The sequence below is a fragment of the Corallococcus terminator genome (assembly GCF_049194865.1).
Lineage (GTDB): Bacteria > Myxococcota > Myxococcia > Myxococcales > Myxococcaceae > Myxococcus > Myxococcus terminator_A.
Genome location: NZ_JBLZWL010000086.1, coordinates 12577 through 34975, shown reverse-complemented (window position 1 = coordinate 34975; position 22399 = coordinate 12577). Strand labels below are relative to the sequence as shown.

At 70.1% G+C, this 22399-nt stretch carries 7 protein-coding genes; 3 read left to right on the top strand and 4 right to left on the bottom strand.

The window, feature by feature from the left end:
* The 3 genes from ACN469_RS27075 to ACN469_RS27065 form a co-directional block, all read right to left on the bottom strand.
* On the bottom strand, positions 1 to 6498 hold a 6498-nt coding region (locus tag ACN469_RS27075; protein ID WP_498772239.1), incomplete at its 3' end, for an Ig-like domain-containing protein.
* On the bottom strand, positions 6495 to 7454 hold the full coding sequence (locus ACN469_RS27070) for a peptidylprolyl isomerase (RefSeq protein WP_498772237.1): 960 nt from the start codon (positions 7452 to 7454) through the stop codon (positions 6495 to 6497). The genes ACN469_RS27070 and ACN469_RS27075, both read right to left, overlap by 4 nt.
* Before the next feature lie 20 nt (positions 7455 to 7474).
* Entirely contained in the window at positions 7475 to 8344 is an 870-nt protein-coding gene (locus tag ACN469_RS27065; protein WP_498772235.1) for a peptidyl-prolyl cis-trans isomerase, read from the bottom strand.
* A gap of 211 nt (positions 8345 to 8555) precedes the next feature.
* On the opposite strand from ACN469_RS27065, the gene ACN469_RS27060 reads away from it, so the two are divergent.
* Complete coding sequence (locus tag ACN469_RS27060; protein WP_498772233.1) at positions 8556 to 9554, top strand: peptidyl-prolyl cis-trans isomerase; 999 nt, start codon at positions 8556 to 8558, stop codon at positions 9552 to 9554.
* Positions 9555 to 9630: 76 nt separating this feature from the next.
* Here ACN469_RS27060 and ACN469_RS27055 read toward each other — a convergent pair whose 3' ends face one another.
* Complete coding sequence (locus ACN469_RS27055) at positions 9631 to 10578, bottom strand: arginine deiminase family protein (RefSeq protein WP_498772231.1); 948 nt, start codon at positions 10576 to 10578, stop codon at positions 9631 to 9633.
* Between the two features lie 161 nt (positions 10579 to 10739).
* On the opposite strand from ACN469_RS27055, the gene ACN469_RS27050 reads away from it, so the two are divergent.
* Positions 10740 to 18920 (top strand): amino acid adenylation domain-containing protein, encoded by an 8181-nt coding sequence (locus tag ACN469_RS27050; protein ID WP_498772229.1) that lies wholly within the window; start codon positions 10740 to 10742, stop codon positions 18918 to 18920.
* Positions 18917 to 22366 carry an amino acid adenylation domain-containing protein gene (locus ACN469_RS27045; protein WP_498772227.1) on the top strand — a complete coding sequence of 1150 codons (3450 nt, stop codon included), beginning with the start codon at positions 18917 to 18919 and terminating at the stop codon, positions 22364 to 22366. The genes ACN469_RS27050 and ACN469_RS27045 overlap by 4 nt, the downstream gene beginning before the upstream one ends.
* The last annotated feature ends 33 nt before the right edge of the window (positions 22367 to 22399 follow it).

Sequence of the window (22399 nt, the reverse complement as noted above, 5' to 3'; positions counted from 1 at the left end):
GGGGCTCAGTCGCAGCGTGTTGGTCCGGTTGTCGCGGCAGTTGCCGTCGTAGTACCCCTGGTCCTCCGGACTCAGTGAACCCGCGTCCGTCGTGCCGAGCTGCCGCTCCAACTGCCGGCACCGCTCCCGCGCGGCCTGCCGGATGCGAGCCGCCGGCCCCGTGCGAACGCGCGAGTAGTAGCCGTGAGGTGTGTCCTCGGTCGGCGGGCCCTGCGTGCAAGCAACGCCGTTGGGAGTGCCCGCGGCGAAAGTCGCGATGGGGTGCTCGAGGTCGTCCGCGCGGAAGAAGTGGACCTCCGTCGACTTCACGTCCTTCAGCGCGATGTCGGTGAACTCACCGGGCGTCGACGCCGCTTCGCTGCGAGCCTCCGGGTCGCAGTTGAGCGCCAGCGCCTCACCATGCCGGTCCACGAAGGTCAGCGCGCCGTACAGCATGCGCACGTCGACCAGGATGTCCGCGCGCGTGGTGGCGCCCGGGTACAACCAGAAGGTCTGCGAGCAGATGGGGAACTGATTGAGCGTGGGCGTGTAGTGCAGCACGCCGTCCTCACCCAGACGCTCCACCATCCGAGGACCCGTGGGGACCTCCGTGCAGGAGATGCCCATCTCCCCGCCCATGAGCCCGGGCACGGGGATGCCATAGCCACCCGAGGCGCCCGTCATCCCCGCGGAGCCACTGCCCGGCCCCGTGAGCGTCACCCGCAGGTTCTTGAAGCGCACGGGGCTGTGGACCGCCACGTCCCCACCCTCGTTGAAGGTGTCCTCCAGCGTCCGCAGCCGCAGCGTCGCCGTCGACGGGCCACCATCCGAGGGGTTCGCGATCAGCTCCGCCTCGAACTTCATCAACCGGTGCGTGGACTGCGACAGCGCGGACAGCGTCACCGTCGTCTTGCCGGCGGGGAGCGCGACGCGCGGCGTGAGCGCGGCCTCGCCTTCACCCTGGGACTGCCACGCGCCCGCGGTGGGCTCGGAGAGCGGACCCGTGGGCCCCTCCGCCGTCAGCTTGACGAGCACCGTCTCCGGGTTCGCCACGTCATGCGGGTCCGCCGACTCGAACCGGGAACGGAAGTCGAGCACGAGCGTGTACGGCAGCGTGACGACCTGCTCCGAGGCCGGCTGGCCGAACGGCGGCACCATCGGTGCGCGGACCTCCAGCACCAGCTGGCGCTCCAGCGGCGCGCGGACCGTGCCCAGCACCGCGCCAGGGACCGCCATGCCGAGCATCGTGTCGAAGGCGTTGTACGCCGCCAGGTCCAACCCGCCGCCCAGCTGCGCGTGGGCATCCGTCACCAGGAGGTTCGTCAGGAGCTTCTTCCACAGGGGCTCCGACGACTGGGACGGGCGAACCCGGTCCATCAACCCCTGGACCCCTTCGCCGTCCTCCTCCGAACCCGCGTCCGGGTTCATCCCCAGCGCCGTCGCGACGGCGACATGCTGGTCCTTGTTGAGCGGCACGTAGCCGATGAACTCCAGCGACGTGAGCCCCAGGGGCGCGAGCGGCGTCAGCGTGGTGCGGTCCGCATCCACCCGAGCGAAGCCCACGCGCTTGAGCACGTGTCGCTGAGGGTCATGCCCCAGCACCATGGCCAGGCGGCCCGCGGGCAGGTTGGTGCGGTTGGGGAACGTCACGGACACGGTCTTCTGGAGACGCAGTCCGGCCGGCCCAATCTGCCAGACGGCCCCGAGCGCCGCGCGCCCGTCCATCGGCAACGGCAGGGCATACGGCTGAAGCTCCGTCGCGGTGACGAGCCCGCGCGTCATGCCGTCCTCGAAGAAGAGGCCATCCTCGGGGACGTCCACCCGCAGGTCCGGGTGACGGTTCGCGAACCGCAGCAACATGGGATGCAGGGCGTCCACGACCTGCGCGGAGGCCGTGTCCACGGCGGTGAGCACCAGCGGCGCGTCCAGCGTGTCGGCTTCGTCGTTGACGAACAGGCGCCGCCGCAGCGTGGGGAACGAGGCGCCCTCGGACGTCAGGCCACCCTCGTAGCGCAGCACCACTTCCCCACCCTTGGGGCTGAACAGGGTCCAGTTGCCATCCGGTCCCGTCACCGTGGTGAGGCTCGTCCCCACCATCGCGACCTTCACCCCGGGCAAGGGGCGATAGTCGCCGTCCACGACGTAGCCGCGCACACGCGTCAGCGGCCTGCGCACCGTGAAGTCGCTGGAGAAGTCTCCGTTCATCGCCGGCAACGTCTCCGGCTCCAGCTCCTTCTTCACCTCCACCGTCAGGCGGGCACCTTCCGGGAGCGGATCCCTCGCGATGAAGGACACGGTCTGCGAGCCCGGCACCACCGAGTAGCCACCCGGCAGCGTCGTGGACTGGCCCTGCACGCGGACCTTGAAGTTCTCGGACAGCGCAGTGCCCTCGATGGGCTTGTTGAAGGACACGCTCACGAGCGCATCGGGCTCCACGCCCTGCTCTCCCGCGCGGGGAGACACACCCGTCACCTGGAGCGGCGCCTTGCTCGCCTCCAGGTAGCGCACGGTGACGGACGCCGAGCCCACCATGCCGCCCGTCTCTCCTTCGGGCACCTGGGTGTCCTCGGCGGTGACGTGGATGACGTTCTCACCATGGGCCAGCGGCACCTGCGCCGTGTACTCGTCCGTCGACGACGTCACCGTGTCGGTCCCGATGCGCACGGCGCGCAGCGGCGCGACGCTCTCGACGCGGACACGCACCGTCACCACCGGGTCCGGAGACTCGGAGCCATTCACGGGTGCGAGGATGGTGATGCGCGGGGCGCCACCTCGCAGGGTGAGCTCCACGGACTCCTGGCTGCGATTGCCCGCGACATCGAACGCGGTGACGACCACGGGCGTGGGCGTGTTGGCCACGAGCGGCACGTAGGCGCTGAATGCGCCCGCGATGACCCGCGTCGGTGTGCCATTGACCCGCACCTCCGTCAGGTGCCGGTCTCCCGCCGTTCCCTGGAGGAGATACGGCGAACGGGAGAGGCGGTTCCACGTCTCGGGAGGCGTGGGTGGAGTGAGCACGAGCTGCGGCGGCGTACGGTCCACCGCCACCGCGCGAGTCTGCGCGTGGGTTCGCCCGCGGGCATCCGTCACCTTGAACTGGAGCGAGTGGTCGCCATCCGCGAGCACCAGGGCGCCCGTGAAGTCCTGGCCGTTCACCGCCATGTTCACGCCTTGCACGGTGACTCGCAGCGGGAGCGTCCCGCCCTCGATGTGGCCGCTGACCACGAAGCGAGCACCGCCGTACACGCCCCCTTCGAGCGGCGCGTCCACGACGAGCACCGGGTCCGGTTCGAGCCCAGGCCTGGCGTCCTGCGTGCTTCCGGTGCCACCATCGGCGCCGCCCACGCCCCCATCACTCGAGGAGCCGCCAGCGTCAGGCCGCATGCCCGCATCCGGCGTCCCGCCATCCGCTTCCGTTCGCGTGAGGGTGCGGACGAGCTCCTCGGTGACCCCATAGCCATCCCGCGCGACAACCGAGATGGACCGCGTCTCCCCAGGAGACAGCGATACGACGTGCGAGAAATCCCCCGAGGAAGAGACCGTGACGGCGGTCCCCGCGACCGTGACAGTCACGGTGTCCTGCGGGTCCGCCGGCTTCGCGTTTCCGCTCACCGTCACGTTGGCCGAGGTGACGACCTGGTCTTCCGAGGGAGAGGTGACGACGAGCGTGGGTTTGGTGCCGCTCACGCGGACGGTGCGCGTCACCGTCTCGACATGACCGAGCGCATCCGTGGCCACCACGACCAGCGTGTTCTCACCGGCGGTCAGCGTCACCCGGTGTGAGAAGCTTCCGTCGGATGCGACGACCACCGTCTGGGCATTGACGGTGAGCGTCACCGACGACGCGTCCAGGACCCGTCCTGTCACTTCGGTGAACAGCTCTCCGATGCGAGCGTTCTGCTCCGGAGCCGTCACGGTCAGCGTCGGCTTCTCCGTGTCACGGATCACCGTCACCGTATGCGGCGTAACGTTGCCCGCCGCGTCGGTCGCGGTCAGCTCGAAGAGGTTGGTCCCCTCTTCCAATGACAACACAGTCCGGTAGCGGCCATCCTCGCCGCGCGACAGCTCCGTCGCCCCAAGGCGAACCGTCACGTTCGAGAGGAGGTCGGTGACCTGGAGCACCAGCTCCAGGGTCGGCTCATCGGTGACGGTTCCATCGACGGGACTCACCCGGACCACGGCAGGCGGGGTGCGATCCAACGTGAAGAGGAGGCCTCGCGTGAGCAAGTTACCCAAGTCATCCGAGACGGTGATGACCAGCGTGTGTGGTCCCTCGGCCGTCACAGTGCTTCCACTGGTGAAGCTCACGGTGTCGAGCGTCGCGGACAGGGTCACCGCGCCTTCGTCCGTGGCATTGAAGACAGGCACCACCTGCGCCGCCTTGCTGACGAGTCCATCCGAGACGCCAGTAATGGTGAGCGTGGGGGGCTCCGCATCCACCCGGAACGAGCGCTGGACCTCCGTTCGATGCTGCGCGGCATCGAGTGCGACGGCGATGAAGACGTGAGGGCCGTGCGTCGTGATGGCCGTTCCACTCGTGTAGGGCTGGCCATCCAACGTGCCCGTCAGCGAGGCAAGGTTCGCGTCCTCTGCGTCGAACGCGATGGCCACCGGAGCGGCCCGGCGACTGGCGTCGTCCACGCCCGTCACGGTCAGCTCGGGTGCGGTCCGGTCGATGGTGAACGTATGCTCCTCGCGCGTGACATTCCCGGCCGCATCCGTGGCCACGACGACGAGCGTATGGGCGCGCTCCGCGGTGATGGCCGTTCCGCTCGTGAAGGGCTGGCCATTGAGCGTGGCCTCCACCATCGCGGAGGTCTGTTCGTCCATCGCCCAGAAGGTCGGAACCACCTGCGCCACGTCCACGACCTGACCGCTCGGGACTCCCGACACCGTGAGGGTGGGCGGATCAAGGTCGATGGTGAAATGCACCACCTTCCGGGTGGAGTTGAAGAGGTCGTCCTCGGCGAGGACCTCCAGCGTCTGTGTCCCACTGAGCGTCGTCGCGCTGCCGCTGGTGAACAGCTCTCCATTCAGTGTCGCACGCACCTGGACGGGTCCCCGCGAGTCATCCGTCGCACTGAAGGTGATGACCACCGAGGGCTCGTTGGTCACGAAACCGTCGTGGACTCCCGTGACGACGATGACCGGTCCCAAGGCATCCACGGTGAACGTGCGTGTCACCTGCGTCTGGTGTCCCAGCCGATCCACGGCCACGGCATTGAACACGTGCCTCCCGTGGTCGTAGATGATGGTCCCGCTGACATAGGGAGCGCCGTCGATCGTTGCCGTGACGGAGTCCAGGGTGAGGTCGCTCGCACTGAACGTCACGGCGACATTGGGAAGCCTGGCGCCGTTCGTCACCCCTCCCACATTCAACACCGGCGCCGAGCGGTCGAGCGTGAAGCGCACTTCCTTCCGGGTCTCGTTCCCTGCCAGGTCCGTCGCGGTGACGACCAACGTGTGAATGCCCTCGGCGCTCACCGCCGTCCCGCTGGAGAAGGGCTGCCCGTTCAGGGTGGCCTCCACCACCACCGAGGGTGACGAGCTCAGATTGTCGGAGACTGTGAAGGTGGGCACCACCTGCGCGACGTCCACCTCCTGCCCATGCGTGACACCGGAGATGGTGACCACCGGCGGCGTCGTGTCGATGAACAGGACCCCCTGCTCCTGGTTCGTGTTGCCGGCCTCGTCCGTGGCGGAGACGATCAGCGTGTACTCGCCCTCCAGATAGAGGTCCCACGGAGAGGTGATGGGCTGACCGTTCAGCGTCGCCGTTGCCTCCAGAGGCCATAGCAGTCCCCCAAGGACAGTGTCCTCCGCGTAGAACTCCACGGTGAAGGGCACATCCTTGAAGTGGTCCCCGTCAGCGAAGCCGATGAAGCCGACAGCTGGCGGCGTCCTGTCGATGTAGAACGTGACGGTCTTCGATGCGGTGTTCCCCGCGACGTCCGTAGCGGTCACCACCAGGATGTAGCGTCCCTCGTTCCGCACGGGCGCCCTCAGCGAGTACGGAGTACCGTTGAGAGTCGCGGAGAGCGACACTGCGTCCGCGTCCACCACTGAGACATTGGGGAAGACAGCAGGCCATCTGTAGTGGCCGCCGTCCTCGACATCCGAGATGGAGATCACGGGCGCCGTCATGTCCACGCGGAAGGTCCGCGTCACCGTCGTGGACAGACCCATGGTGTCCGTCGCACGGACGATGAGCGCATGCAGCCCCTCGCTCGACACCGTCACGCCGCTGGCCACCGGCTCGCCATCCAGCCACGCCTCCACGAGCGTCGCGCTCTGGTCCGTGACGGTCCACGTCAGCGTGGGCGAGACCTTCACCGACGCGCCCTGCGCCACGCCGCTCACGGTGATGGAGGGAGGCGTCACATCCCCGGACACAGCCTGACGCACCTGCTCCTCGCGCGGCGCACCACGCGCGGAAGGGACTTCGGAACGAGACGGCTCCTGGCTGCACCCCAGCCACACGCCAAGGAGCGCCACCACCCACACTCCACGACCGTTCATGGACGCGATTCCTTGCTCGTCTGACCCGTGGCCATGGACGCCGCGGCGTCCAGACGCTCCGGATGGGTCTTTACGGAGATGCGCTCACGCAGCTCCTTCATGAGCTGCGCTTGCGCCTCGCGGCGCACCTCCGACTCCAGCTTGCCGCGCGCTTCCTCGAAGGTCGGCACCACGGTCTTCACGGCTTCCACGGCCTCGAGCAGGTGCAGGCCATAGGGCGTCGCGAACGGGCGCGAGCGCTCCCCCTTGGCGAGGCGCGCGGCCTCGGTGAAGAACACGTCGTCCACCTGGCCCTCCCGAACCGGCCCCAGGTCTCCGCCTTGCGCCGCGCTCACGCTCTCCTCGGAGGCCTCGCGCGCGACCTTCTCGAAGGGCTCACCGCCCGTGAGCCTCGCGAACAGGCCATTCATGCGCGACTGCGCACCGGCCCGCGTCGCCTCGTCCGCCCCCGGGGCCACGCGCACCATGAGCTGGCGGACATGCACCTCGCGGCGGCCGAGCTGCTCCCGCGTCGCGGTGTAGCGCTCGCGCAGCTTCTCCTCGGTGGTCAGCTCCGACAGGCGCTTGTCCAGCAAGGCCTGGGCGAGGACCTCACGCTCGGCGGTCTTCAGCCGCGCCTGGATCGCCGCGTCCTCGTGCAAACCCGCGCGTCGAGCCTCTTCGGCGAGCAGCGAGCGTTCCACCAGGACGTCCAGCGCCTCGGCGGGCTGAGGACGCTCGCGCGAGCTGCGCGCGGCGAGATAGGCGACCACCTCCGCCTTGGAGATTTCGCTCTTGCCGACCTCGGCGACGACACGCTCGTCCCGGCACGCGCCAAGCCCAAGCGCCAGGAGCGCCAGCACGGGAAGCCGCCACGCGCGCCGAGGAGTTCGGAGCGCGGGCAGCGGATGATCTCCACCCTTGGGGCACACGACGCCATCCACGGCGAGGACGCCGCTCGAGCCAAAGTGATGCACAACCCCTCCCACCTGCGCCCTCAGGGCGTCTCAGGCACGTCGATGCCCACGGAGCCCGCTGCACGCAGCCGGGCCAACAACCCTTCAAGAACCTTTCGCTTCCACTGCGGGAGCGCGCGCCCCTCCACCTCCGCCCTCACCTCTTCGAACGCGGGAACCCTCGCGTCCTTGCGCTCCAGCAACCGCACCACCGAGAAGCCCTTCGCCTCGGCCACCACCGCGGTGGTGTCACCGACCTTCTTCAATGCGAACGCCGCGGACTCCAGCTCGCGCTCCGGCAGGTCGCCGCGCGCCACCCAGCCCAGCTCGCCACCGCGCTCCGGGCCCTCGCCTTCGGCCGAGACCTTCTCCAGCGCCTCGCCCGCCTTGAGGCGTTGTGCCAGCCGCTCCGCCTTCTGCTTCGCCTGAGCCCGCTGAGGGGCCGTCGCACCCTGGGGCACCAGGACCCGCACCCGCGCCAGCCGCAGTCGCTCCGGCTGGGCCAGCTCGTTCCGGTGTTGCTCGTAGTAGTCGCGCAGCGCCTGGTCGCTCGGCTTCCCCGCGGACTTCTCCTCGGCGGCGAGCAGCTCCTGGATGACCAGCCGCTCCTCCAGGGCCTGGACCTGCTTGTGGATGTCTGGCCGCTGATGGAGCCCCCGGATCCGGGCCTCTTGAGCAAGCAGGCGCTTGTCGATCATGGAGCGCACGAATTCGCGCTGGCCGGCGGGGCGCTCGAACTGCTCACGCAGTGGGGAGGGCAGCCGGGAGGATTCCTCGGTGAGCTCCTCCTGAGTGACGACGCCGCCATCGAAGCGGCCGACCACACGACCTCCGCCGGTCTGGGGGGCCTCGGGAGAAGCCTCCGGCGCGGGGCGGGTGCAGGCGCAGCAGAGCACCCACGCGACCAGCACAGCGCCGCTCCTCCGTATCGTTCTGTGAAGACTCTTTTCCCGCGGCCCGTTGAGCAGGGACCAAGGGACTCCGTGATTCGCAACGTGCACCATGTTGGATATACGATACAGGCCCACTTTTTGGTTGTCGCTTCACGCAAAGCCTGCCCCCTCGACTCGAAAGCGTGGCGGGTTCGCACCCCAAGTGAAGCTCCCGAGGTTGATTCCATCCATGCACACGCCCTCCGTCCGAACCCGAGTCCTGTCCGCCGTCATCGCCGCCCTCGCCCTCACCGCGTGTAACGGCGGGGGTTCTCGCCCGGCGGAGGCTGGGCCCAAGGACTCGAGCCCCGTCGTCGCGGTCATCAATGACCGAACCCTGTCGACCCAGGAGGTGAAGGCGAAGTTGGACGAGCAGCCACTGTTCGTGCGCAGCCGCTACGCCACGTTGGAGAAGAAGAAGGAGTTCCTGGACAACCTCATCCGCTTCGAGCTGCTGGTGCAGGAGGCTCGCAAGCAGGGGCTGGAGAAGGACCCGGAGATCCAGGCGACGTTGGAGAAGGTGATGGTGCAGAAGCTGCTGCGCAAACAGCAGGAGGCCGCGGGTAGCGGACTCACCGAGCAGGAGGTGCGCAAGTACTACGACGAGCACCCCGCCGAGTTCTTGAAGCCCGAGCGCGTCCGGGTGAGCCACATCTTCCTGGAGGCGCCGCAGGGGGACGCCGCGAAGCGCACGCAGGCGCGGGCGACGGTGGTGAAGCTGCTGGCGGAGCTGAAGACGAAGGAAGCGGGCCCGACGAAGAGCGCGTTCGAGATGGCGGCGGCGCAGCAGTCGCAGGACGCGGCCTCCAAGCCCGCCGGTGGCGACCTGGGCTTCCGCAGCCGGGATGAGCTGACCGTGGCCTGGGGCGCGGCCCTGGCGGAGGCGGCGTTCGGCCTGAAGTCCTCGTCGGAGATCGGTCAGGTCGTGGAGACCGACAAGGGCTTCCACCTGGTGAAGCTGCAGGGCCGGCAGGTCGGGATGGATCAGACCTTCGAGCAGGCGAAGCCGCGCATCGAGGCGCGCCTGATGGGTGAGCGCCGCTCCAAGGCGATGGAGGGCTTCATCGACGGGCTGAAGGCGCAGGCGAAGATTGAAGTGAAGGAAGCGGCGCTGGAGCAGTTGAAGATTGAAGGCGCGGAGAACAAGCCCGCCGCCGCGCCTGCTCCGACGTCCCAGCCTCACCCGTAGGCGGTTCGTAGCGAGGCACCGAGCCGGCGTACCCCTTCAAGGGTCCGCGCCGGCTCGCGCCACTCCCGGCGGGGGCTCACGCCACGTGGCGCCGTAGCGGCATCGTCAGGCAGCGCACGCTCCCGTTGCCGCGCTCCAGCGCGTCGATGTCGACGCCAACCACTTCCAGCCCGAGGCCACGCGCCAGGTTGCGCAGGTGCGGCGCCGCCCCTTCCGAGGCGAGCAACAACCGCGGCTCCAGGCTGATGAAGTTCGACAGGAAGGGATGAGTGCCCCCCGGCTCGAACGCCAGCACGCGCCGGCCCCGCTGGGTGAAGTACGCCTCGAACGACTCCCAGAGCGGCGGCTCCCCTCGTGCGTACACGTGGAGGGGACAGTGACGCAGGAAGGCGCGCGCGACAATCGCCTCGGTCCCGAGCACGTTGAAGGCCAGGTCCAGGTGGATGATGCCCAGGCTCTCGGGGATGCGGACGACCGCCACCTCCTCGAACCCAGCGCTCCAGGCCAGATCCACGAAGTCCCTCACGAACCTCGGGTCGCTGCGCAACCCCACGTTGACGAGCAGCCGCCCCTGCCCCAGCAGGAAGACGTCCCCGAACTCCACTCGGGCCACGGCCGCCCACTCCACATTCCCATCGGCCCGCCCCATCAGCCGTGACAGCGCCCCGTGCGCCACGTCGAACTCGGCCACCCTCGGCGGAAACGCCGCCGCTCCCCGGACCAGCCGCGCCCCCAGCACCACCGCCGTGTCCCGGACGAACACCCGGTTGACCGTGGTGTTGCTGACGACCCGGTCCGCTGGCGACAGGAACTCCTCCAGGTCGATGGTCCTGCAGCCGAACGACGCCAGCGCCTCCCGAAGCCGGCCAAAGGCATCCTCGGCAGCCGCCCGCGTCACGACCCGGGCAAACCCCACCGCGGCCGCCTCCTCCTCCGACGCGACGTCCAGCGCCGCGGGTCGGAACACCACCACGCTGTCCAGCCGGCCATCTTCCGACCAGCACTCGACTTCCCCGAACCCCATCAAATCGCCACCTGCCACACAGGTGTGGCTAGACCTGAATTCACGTATTGTTGTAATAAATCAACAACACGATTCAAATCAAACTAATTTAGATCTTGACAACCTCCGCTCGTTCATCAAGCCCGCCGTCTTCCGGTTCCCCTCGCACGTTCGAGCAGCTCGTGGCGTGGCTCGTCGCCGCCGTGGCCGAAGAAGCGGGGGTGCCGCCTTCGGAGGTGAAGCTCGACGAACCCTTCGTCACCTACGGCCTCACGTCCAAGGAGGCGGTCTTCCTCACGGGGGAGCTCGCGGACTGGCTGGAGCAGGACGTCTCCCCCACCGCCCTGTGGGAGCACCCGACCATCGACGCCCTGAGCCGGCATCTGGCCGGACAGCTCGCGCCGACACCTCCCACCCCCGAGGCTCCCGAGGCGGAGTCCTCCGTGGACCTGGACGACGCCATCGCCATCACCTCGGTGGCATGCCGCTTCCCGGGGGCTCCCTCACCCGAGGCGTACTGGGCCCTGTTGCAACGCGGTGGCGATGCGATCACGGAGGTGCCCCCGAGCCGATGGGACTCGCGGCGCTTCCACGGTGCTGGGCCGGGGGCGCCCGGAACGACGAACACGCGTTGGGGCGGCTTCGTCGAGGGGATTGACGCTTTCGATCCGCTGTTCTTCGGCATCTCCCCTCGCGAGGCGCACCGGATGGACCCTCAGCAGCGGCTGCTGCTGGAGGTCGCGTGGGAGGCGCTGGAGCGCGGTGGTCACGCCCCCAAGGCCCTCCAGGGAAGCCGCACCGGGGTGTTCGTGGGCATCAGCACCCAGGACTACTCGCGGCAACAGTTCAGCGACCCCGCCTTGCTGGATGCGTACGCGGGCACGGGCAACGCCCACAGCATCGCCGCCAACCGCCTCTCGTACCTGCTGGGCCTGCGGGGGCCGAGCATGGCGGTGGACACCGCGTGCTCCTCCTCGCTCGTCGCCGTGCACCTGGCCCGCCAGAGCCTCCGCGCCCAGGAGTGCGACCTGGCCCTGGTCGGCGGGGTGAATGCCATCCTGAGCCCGGAGCTCACCATCGCCTTCTCCCAGGCGGGGATGATGGCGGGCGATGGCCGCTGCAAGACCTTCGATGCCTCCGCGGATGGCTACGTCCGCTCCGAGGGCTGCGGCGTCATCGTGCTCAAGCGACTGAAGGACGCGCTCGCAGCGGGCGACCCCATCCTCGCCGTCCTCCATGGCTCGGCGGTCAACCATGACGGCGCCAGCAATGGCCTCACCGCCCCCAGCGGCGCAGCGCAGCAGGACGTCATCCGCCAGGCCCTCCGACAGGCGCGCCTTCCCCCCGCGAGCATCGGCTACGTCGAGGCCCACGGCACGGGGACGCCGCTGGGCGACCCCATCGAAGTCGACGCTCTGCAGGCCGTGCTGGCCCAGGGGCGCGACACGTCACAGCCCTGCTACCTCGGCTCCGCGAAGAGCAGCATCGGCCACCTGGAAGCCGCCGCTGGCATCGCCGGGCTCGTGAAGGCGGTCCTGACGTTGCAGCACGGTGAGATTCCCCCGCAGGCCCTCTTCCGTCAGCTCAATCCGCACATCACGCTGCGGCAGCCCGCCTTCCAGATTCCGACGCGGCTTGAGCCCTGGGCCCAGGCACCGGGAGCGCGGTACGCGGGCGTGAGCGCCTTCGGCTTCGGGGGGACCAATGCCCACGTCATCCTCGGCGATCCTCCCGCGCGTCCTCATGAGGCCACGCGCCCGCCCGCGCGCACTCATCATCTATTGACGCTGTCCGCCCGGACCGCGACGGCCCTGCGCGTCCTGGTCGAGAACTATCGAGAGCTGCTCGCCTCGTCGGACGCGCCCTCGATGCAGGCGCTGTGCTTCACGGCCGCGACGGGTCGAGACCACTGGCCGCACCGGCTCGCCGTGGTGGCGGGCTCGCACCAGGAGCTGTCGGAGCGGCTCGGCGCGTTCCTCCGAGGGGAGGACGTCCCCGGCCTGCACCACGGTGAGGCGCGGCGCGAGGCCCCTCCACACGTCACCTTCCTCTTCCCCGGCCAGGGCGCGCAGTACCCCGGCATGGCGCGCGCGCTCCATGAGAGCGCCCCCGTCTTTCGCGAGGCCATCGAGCGCTGCGACGCGCTGCTTCGCCCGCACCTCGACGTGTCGCTGAAGTCGCTCCTCTTCCCGGGGCCCGGTGACGACGAAGCCCGCGTTCACCAGACGCGCTACACCCAGCCCGCCCTGTTCGCGGTGGCGCACGCCCTGACGGAGCTGTGGGGCTCGTGGGGCGTGAAGCCGAACGCCGTCCTGGGGCACAGCGTGGGGGAGTTCGCCGCCGCGCACGCGGCCGGAGTGCTCGGGCTCGAGGACGCGCTGCGCCTGCTCGCGCTTCGTGGCCGCCTCATCCAGGCCTTGCCACCCGAGGGGACCATGGTCGCCCTCATGGCGGACGAGGCGACTGTCCGCGCCGCGCTGGCGTCCGAGCGCGCGGTGGAGGTGGCCGCCATCAACGGCCCGCGCCACGTCGTCATCTCCGGAGCGCGGGCCGCGGTGGAGCGCGTGGTCCAGGCGCTGGAGGCACGAGGCGTGGAAGCCCGCCCGCTCCAGGTGTCGCATGCGTTTCACTCGCCCCTGATGGAGCCCATGCTCGACGCGTTCGAGCAGGCCGCTTCCGGCGTCGCGTTCCAGCCGCCGCGCCTGACGCTCATCTCCAACCTCACCGGAGCGCCCCTGGCCACGGCCCCCACCGCGCGGGAGTGGCGCCGCCACGTGCGCGAGCCCGTGCAGTTCCTCCAGGGCATCCAGCGCGCGGCCACGGAGGCCAAGGGCCCCTCGCTGTTCGTCGAGCTGGGACCGCACGACACGCTGCTGGGCATGGCGAAGCGCTGCCTCCCCGAGGGCGGGGCCGAGTGGCTCCCCAGCCTGAGAAAGCAGCGCGACGCCTGGGAGACGCTCCTGGGCACCCTGGGCGCCCTCTACGTCCGAGGCGTCCCGGTGGACCTTCGCGCGCTCCACGCGGGCCACGGCGCCCCCCGGGTGCTGCTGCCGACCCATCCCTTCGAGCGCCAGCGCTACTGGCTGGACGCCACTCCCTCTTCTCTGTCCTCGCAGGCTCCCATGACCGCTCCCTCCGCCGTGCATCGTCAGGAACGCTTCCTGAGCGAGCTGCGCGCCCTGCTGGCCCGACTGCTCCAGATGCCTCCCGAGCGCATGGACGCGCACGCCTCCTTCCTGGAGCTTGGCGCGGACTCAGTCGTCTTGATGGACGCGGCTCGGGCGGTGGAGAAGCGGTTCGGCGTCACGCTGACCATGCGCCAGGTCTTCGAGGAGCTGACGACGCTGGACGCCCTGGCCCGCTATCTGGACCACACCGTTCCCGCCGACACCACGCCCGCGCTCGCGACGCTCCCGCCCACGCCCGCCTCGGAAGCCCTCGCCACGCCCGCCCCCGCCCCCGCCACGCCCGGCGACGCGGGCCTGGAGCAGATCGTCAAGCTGCAGCTCCAGCTCATGAGCCAGCAGCTCGCCCTGCTGGGAGAAAAAGCTGGCGCCGCGCAGGTGGCCGCCACTTCCACGCCCGCGAGTCTCGCGGCGCCCGGTGTCACTCCCGCTGCTCGCGCGACGCCCACCACCGCCCCCGCGCTCCCGTCCGCTCCGCCGACCGCGGGTGCATCGCCGTTCGCCTCGGGCTCCCGAAAGGGCACGAACGAGCGGGAGTTGACGCCCAAGCAGCGGATCCACGTGGACACGCTCGTGGAGCGCCACACGCGGCGGACTCGAAGCTCGAAGCAGCACGCCGTCACCCACCGCTCGCGATGGAGCGACGTGCGCTGGCTAATGAACTTCCGCGCTGAGTTCAAGGAGGTCTGCTACCCCATCGTCAGCACCCGCTCACGCGGCGCGCGCTTCTGGGACGTGGACGGCAACGAGTTCATCGACCTCTCCATGGGCTTCGGCGTGCACCTGTTCGGGCACCACCCGCCCTTCCTGGTGGACGCGCTGCGCGAGCGCCTGGAGCAGGGCATGGAGGTCGGACCGCAGTCGGACCTCGCGGGCCGTGCGGCTGAACTCATCTGCGAGCTCACCGGGATGAAGCGCGTCACCTTCTGCAACTCCGGCACGGAGGCGGTGATGACGGCGCTGCGGCTGGCCCGCGCGGCGACGGGGCGCTCGAAGGTCGTGATGTTCACCGGCTCCTACCACGGCCACTCCGACGGGACGCTGGTCGTCGGGCGGATGGTCGACGGGAAGCCGCAGTCGCTCCCCATGGCCGCGGGCGTCACGCAGCAGGTCGCGGACGACGTCATCGTGCTGCCCTATGGAGAGGAGCGCTCGCTCGACATCATCCGCGAGCGCCTGGGAGAGCTCGCCGTCGTGGTGGTGGAGCCGGTGCAGAGCCGCCGCCCCAACCTCCAGCCCCGAGCGTTCCTCCAGGCCCTGCGCGAGATGACGCGCGAGGCGGGGGTGCCGCTCATGTTCGACGAAATCATCACCGGCTTCCGCCTCCACTCCGGCGGCGCCCAGGCGTGGCTGGGCATCGAGGCCGACCTGGTGACCTACGGAAAAGTCGTGGGCGGCGGCATGCCCATCGGCGTCGTGGCGGACCGAGGCGGCTTCGTGGACCGCATCGACGGCGGGGACTGGAACTACGGCGATGACTCCTATCCGGCCGTCGAGACGACCTTCTCCGCCGGGACGTTCTGCAAGCACCCGCTGACCATGGCGACGATGGTCGCCACCCTCACTCACCTGAAAACCGAAGGCCCCGTCCTCCACGAGCACCTCAACCAGCGCGCCGCCCGACTGGTGGAGCGCGTCAACGAGGTCTTCCAACGCGCCCAGGCCCCGGTGGAGATGGTCCATGGAGGCTCCGTCCTCCGGTTCAACGTGGCCGGCAACTCCAGCTACCTCTTCCAGCCGCTGGAGATGGACCTCTTCTTCTGCCACCTCCTCGACCGCGGCATCTACATCTGGGAGGGGCGCACCTGCATGCTCTCCACCGAGCATGGCGACGCGGAGCTCGATGCCATCGTCCACGCGGTGGCGGACAGCGTCGCGGAGATGCAAGCGGGTGGCTTCTGGCCCCAGCCCCAGCCGGGCCCCGGCCTCCCCGTCCCCGCCGCGTCGGAGCGGACCCTGCCGTTGACGGAGGCGCAGCGACAGCTGTGGATCCTCGCCACGGCAAGCGAGGGCGGCTCCATCGCCTACAACCTGTCCATGACCCTCCGGCTGGAGGGGACGCTGCGCGAAGACTCGCTGCGGCGCGCGTTGCAGTACGTCGTGGACCGCCATGAAGCCCTGAGAACCACCATCGACGCGGACGGCGAACGGCAGCACATCCTGCCCGAGCTCCGGATGATGCTGCCGGTGCTCGACGTGTCCGCGCTGTCCCCCGCTGCCCGGAGCAACTCCCAGGCCGACTGGTACGCGAAGGAGAGCACCACCGCGTTCGACCTGCGGCAAGGCCCCCTGTTCCGCGCCCATCTGCTCAAGTTGGACGCCCAGGAACACCTGCTGGTGCTGACCACCCACCACGTCGTCGTGGATGGCTGGTCGCTGGGCGTCGTCGTCCATGAGGTGGCGGCGGCCTATTCGGCGTTCGTGACAGGGGCCACCCCGGCACTGCCCGCGACGAAGCAGTCCAGCGACCACGTCCACTGGCTCAAGGCACAGGAGTCCACGGGCGCGCTCGCGGTCCACGAGCGCTACTGGCTGGAGCAGCGCGTGGAGCGAATCCCCGCCATCGAGCTGCCCACCGACCACCTCCACCCCGCGTCGCGACGCTTCCGGGGCGCGCGGGAGACCGTCCGCCTGGAGCGCCCCATCAGTCAGGCACTGCGGGAGCTGGGTCAGCGGCAGCAGGCCACGCCCTTCATGCTGCTGCTCTCCGCGTACACCGCCTTCCTCCACCGGCTGACGGGACAGGCCGAGCTCCTCGTGGGCATCCCCACCTCCGGGCGCGGGCTGGAGGGCGGCGAGGGACTCGTCGGCTATTGCTCGCACCTGCTGCCCATCTCCAGCCACGCGCGCGGCGACGAGCCCTTCCCGGAGCACCTCCGGGCGCTCAAGCAGACGCTCCTCTCCGCCTACGAGCACCAGGACTACCCCTTCGCCCAGCTGCTCAACCGGCTGGCGCTGCCTCGCACCACCAGCCACACGCCGCTCGTCGGTGTGACTTTCAACCTGGAGCGCCCGCTCGCCCTGCACGACATGGGTGGGCTGAAGGCGAGCTTCCACTCCCAGCCTGTCGCGTTCGCCGCGTTCGACTTGAGCCTGAACGTGCTCGACGTCGAGGACGGGCTGGTGCTGGACTTCGACTACAACACCGACCTGTTCGAGCCGGCGAGCGTCGCCCGCTTCGCGCGCGGTTTCCGGGCGATGCTGCAAGGGCTGGTGGCCGCCCCCCAGAGACTCCTGCATCAACTGCCGGTGCTCACCTCCACGGAGCACTACCAGCTCACCTTCACCTGGAACGAGCGCAACCGCGCCGCCTATCCGCGAGAGCACCTGGTCCACCAGCTCTTCGAGCAGCAGGCGGCGGCACGGCCCGAGAAGACAGCGGTGGAGTTCGAGGGGCAGTACCTCACCTACGCGACCCTCAACCAGCGGGCCAACCAGCTCGCGCATCATCTGCGCGCGCTCGGTGTCGGGCCTGGGGTCCTGGTGGGCGCGCTCCTGGAGCGCTCGCCGGAGATGCTCGTCGCGCTGCTCGGCATCCTCAAGGCGGGTGGCGCCTTCGTACCGCTGGACCCGGCCTACCCGACGGAGCGCCTGCGCTTCCTCGTCGAGGACTCTCGCGCGGCCGTGGTCGTGACGCAGGCCGCGCTCTCCGAGCGGCTGCCAGCCATGGATACGAAGGTCGTCCGTCTGGACACCGACGCGGCCTCGCTGGCGGCACGGCCCCAGGGGGATTTGGAGAACCTCGCGGGCGCCACCACGCCGGCCTATGTCATCTACACGTCCGGCTCCACGGGCGAGCCCAAGGGCGTCGTCGTGGGGCACGGCGCGTTCGTCACCCACTGCCACGACGTCATCCCGCGCTACCGGCACACGGAGCACGACCGCATCCTCCAGCTCGCGTCGTTCAGCTTCGATGCCTCGCTGGAACAAGTCCTCCCGACCTTCATGGTCGGCGCGACGCTGGTGCTGCGCGGTCCCACGATATGGACGCCCGAGGAGATGGCGCGGCGCCTCATCGAGGACCGGCTCACGGTGGTGAACTTTCCGACGGCCTACTGGCGGCAACTCGCCCAGCGCTGGGACGAGTCCCCGCCTGACTTCACCAGCCACCACCTGCGCCTGGTCATCGTGGGCGGTGACGCCGTGCTGGCCGCCGTGCTGGAGCAGTGGCAGCGCGGTGCACTGGGCTCGGTGCGACTCCTCAATGCCTACGGCCCCACGGAGACGCTCATCACCGCGACGACCCACGAAGTGCCCGCCGCCTCCCACGGACAGAAGCCTTCCGCGCGCATCCCCATCGGCCGACCGCTCTCCAACCGCACCTTCCACGTGCTCGACCGGCATGGGGGGCCTGTGCCCATCGGCGTGGCGGGAGAGCTCCACATCGGCGGTGAGCTGCTCGCGCTCGGCTACCTTCACCGGCCCGAGCTGACCGCGCAGCGCTTCGTCGAGGACCCGTTCTCCAGCTCGCCTCACGCGCGCCTCTACAAGACGGGGGACGTGGTGCGCTACCTGCCGGACGGAGCCCTGGAGTTCCTGGGGCGCACGGACCACCAGGTCAAGGTGCGCGGCTTCCGCGTCGAGCTGGGCGAAGTCGAGTCCGCCCTCAGCCGGCATCCGGCCCTGCGCGCGGTGGCCGTCACCGTCCACCACGAGCCAGTGGAGGGAAGCGGTGGCTCCGACAAGCGGCTGGTCGCCTACGCCGTGCCCACCGCGAGCGCGAGCGTCACGCCCGCGGAGCTGCGCAGGTTCCTCCTGGAGACGTTGCCGGACTACATGGTGCCCGCCTTCTTCGTCCTCATGGACGCCCTGCCCATCGCTCCAGGCGGGAAGGTGGACCGCCATGCGCTCCCAGCTCCCGACCCGACCGCGAACGCGACCCTGCGCCCCTTCGTCGCGCCACGCACGCCCACCGAGTCCACGCTCGCGGAGATGTGGATGAAGGCCCTGCGCGTTCCGCGCGTGGGCATCCACGACGACTTCTTCGACTTGGGCGGAGACTCGCTGCTGGCCACCCAGGTGGCCTCGCGACTGAGGGAGACGCTTCAGGTCGAGGTGTCCCTGGAGCGACTCCTCAAGGCAGCGACGCTCGCCGACCTGGCGGAGCATCTGGACACGCTCCTCTGGGCCACGGGCCCGCAAGCAGCGGACACCGCGCGCGAGGAGGGCGAGCTGTGAGCCTCTCTACTCAGCGCCCCATCGACGAGGTGATGCGCCACCTGCGTGGCCTGGACATCAAGCTGTGGCTGGAGGGCGAGCGCCTGCGCTTCAGCGCTCCGCCGGGGGCGTTGACCCCAGAGCTGCAGGCCGAGCTGAAGTCGCGCAAGGACGAGGTCACCGGGTTCCTCCAACAAGCCGCGGTGGCCGCGCGCGGCGTCGCGGAGTCCATCGCTCCCCGACCGCGTGACGAGGCGCCACCGCTGTCCTCGAGCCAGCAGCGGCTGTGGTTCCTGGAACAGCTTGAGGGGCCGTCCGGCGCTTACACCATGCCCGCGGCCCTGCGCCTCGCGGGCGCGCTGGATGCCGACGCCCTGACGCGCGCGCTGAGCGCCATCGTCCGGCGCCACGACGTGCTGCGGACGCGCTACGCCATGGATGGCGGGCGGCCCGTCCAGCACATCCTGCCCGGCGTCGACGTGACGATGGCGCGGGTGGACCTGGCGTCGCTGCCCGCCGAGGCACGGCGCGCGGAAGTCCAACGCCTCGCGGCCGAGGAGGCTCGCGCGCCGTTCGACCTGACGAAGGACTCGCCGCTGCGCGTGCGACTGCTCCGATTGGAAGCGCATGAGCACGTGCTGCTGCTCACGCTGCACCACATCGCCAGCGACGGCTGGTCCCTGGCCGTGCTGATGCAGGAGCTGGCCGCGCACTACCAAGCCCTCGCCTCCGGTGGGGAAGCCACCCTGCCGGCACTGCCCATCCAGTACGCGGACTACGCCCACTGGCAGCGGCGGCGCGCGGAGGATGGGACCTTGAAGCCGCACGTCGAGTGGTGGCGAGCGCATCTGGCCGGAGCTCCGGCGCTGCTCGAGCTGCCGACGGACCGGCCCAGGCCCGTGGCGCAGCGCTACCTCGGTGCCACGCGGCGCTTCACCGTGCCCCCCGCCCTCGTCACCCGGCTCAAGCAGCGCGCCCGCGACGCGGAGGCCACGTTGTTCATGACGCTGCTGACCGCGTTCGGCGTGCTGCTCTCCCGCTACAGCGGCCAGCGCGACGTCGTGGTGGGTGCCCCCATCGCCAACCGGCCGCCTCGGACGGAGGCACTCATTGGCCTCTTCGCCAACACGCTCCCGCTGCGCGTGTCCCTGGAGGGAGACCCGACCTTCGCGGCGCTGCTCCGTGACGTGCGCCGCGACACGCTCGCCGCCTACGCCCACCAGGAGGTGCCCCTCGAACAACTCGTCGAGGCGCTCCAGCCCGCGAGAGACTTGAGCCACCCGCCCCTGTTCCAGGTCCTGCTCACCCTCCAGAACACGCCTCCGGCCCCGCTGGCCCTGCCCGGACTGACGCTGGAGTTGATGGAGGTGGAGAGCGGGACGTCGCAGTTCGACCTCGCGCTGTCGCTGGCGGAGACCGAGCAGGGCCTCGTCAGCGAGCTGACCTACAACAGCGACCTGTTCGACGAGGCGACCTCGGCGCGGATGGCGACCCACTTCCTGTGCCTGCTGGAGCAGGTGGCCAACGCCCCGGAGCGCGCCGTCTCACGGCTGCCCCTGCTGTCCGAGACGGAGCAGTCCTCCCTGCTGCGCGATTGGAACGCCACGGAGGCCGAGCTTTCGGGCCCTTGCACCGTGCATGGTCTCTTCGAGGCCCAGGCCGCGCGCCGCCCGGAGGCCACCGCCGCCCGCTTCGGCGCCCTCGCCCTCACCTACGCCCAACTGGATGCGCGGGCCAACCAGTTGGCGAACCACCTGCGGCACCTCGGCGTGGGGCCAGGACAGCGGGTGGGACTCTTCCTGGAGCGCGGGCTGGAGCTGCTCGTCGGACTGCTCGGCATCCTCAAGTCGGGGGCGGCCTACGTCCCGCTCGACCCGATGTACCCCGCGCCACGGCTGATGCACATCCTCGAGGACAGCGGCGTCGCGGCGCTGGTGACTGAGCCGGAGCTGGCGGCCCTCATCCCCGACTGGCGCGGGCGCGTGCTCCGGTCCTCCGACGCCGCCCAGGCCTCCGACGCCGCGCCGGGTGCGCCCACCGGAGGCTCCGACCTTGCGTACGTGCTCTACACCTCCGGCTCCACGGGCCTGCCCAAGGGCGTGGCCGTCCCGCATGAGGCCGCGGCCAACTTCCTGACGTCGATGCGGCGCGAGCCCGGGATGACCGAGCGGGACACACTGCTCGCGGTGACGACAGTCGCCTTCGACATCTCCGTGCTGGAGCTGTTCCTGCCCCTGAGCGTGGGCGGGTGCGTGTTCATCGCCAGCCAGGAGGAGGCGGTGGATGGCACGCGCCTGATGCCGCTGCTGACGACGAGCGGTGCCACGGTGATGCAGGCCACGCCCTCCACCTGGCGGATGCTGCTGTCGCTGGGCTGGTCCGGCCTCCCCACCCTGAAGCTCCTGTGCGGCGGAGAGGCCCTGCCCTCCGAGCTGCTCGCCCCCCTGCGCGCGCGCTGCGCGGAGCTGTGGAACATGTACGGCCCCACGGAGACCACCGTGTGGTCCACGGTGTCGCGACTGGAGGCCGGCGGCCCGATTACACTCGGTCACCCCATCGCCAACACCCAGGCGCACGTGCTGGATGCGTGGCTCCAGCCCGTGCCCCCCGGCGTGGTGGGGGCGCTGTACCTGGGCGGACTGGGCGTGGCCCGTGGCTACTTGAACCGCCCGGACCTCACCGCCGCGAGCTTCGTGCCGGACCCGCACGCGGGACGTCAAGGCGCACGCCTCTACCGCACCGGTGACCTGGCGCGGCGGCGGCCCGACGGCTCGCTGGAGTTCCTGGGGCGCGGCGACGGACAGGTGAAGCTGCGCGGCCACCGCGTCGAGCTGGGGGACATCGAGGCGCAGCTGGCCCGCTACCCTGGCGTGGCGGAGGCCGCCGTGCGGCCGTGGGGACCGGCCGGCGACCCGGCGCTGGTTGCCTACGTCCAGCCCGTCCCCGGCACCACCCTCGACGAAGCAGCGCTGCGCGAGCACCTGCGCGCCCATCTTCCCGCCTACATGCTGCCCGCGCACCTCGTGGTGCTGACGTCCTTCCCTCGCACGGCGAACAACAAGCTCGACCGCAAGGCGCTGCCTCCGCCCGCGACGGACTCGCGCGCCTCGGCCACGTACGTGGCGCCGCGCACCCCCGACGAAGAGCGCCTCGCGAACATCTGGCGCGAGGTGCTGGGAGTGGAGCGCGTCGGCGTGGACGACCACTTCTTCGCCCTGGGCGGTCACTCGATGAAGGCCGTGCAGGCACTCGCGCGCATCCAGGAGGCATGGCGCGTGGACGTGGCCCTGCGCGTCCTCTTCGAACACCCCACCCTGGGCGCCATGGCGAAGCACCTGGAGACGCTTCGCCCCAGTGAGTCGCGTCCCGCGCCGCCCCCGCTGGTCGCCCGCCCCCGACAGGCCCGCCGCGTCCAGGCGGACTCGCGAGCCGAGCTCAACCTGCCGGACCCCTCCCAGCACGATTAGCGCCGCCCCTCGCGGGGCCGCCACCACCTCTTC

Excerpts from the sequence above, each read along its gene's own strand:
- ACN469_RS27060 (WP_498772233.1), top strand. The coding sequence starts at position 8,556 with ATGCACACGCCCTCCGTCCGAACCCGAGTCCTGTCCGCCGTCATCGCC.
- ACN469_RS27055 (WP_498772231.1), bottom strand. The coding sequence starts at position 10,578 with ATGGGGTTCGGGGAAGTCGAGTGCTGGTCGGAAGATGGCCGGCTGGAC.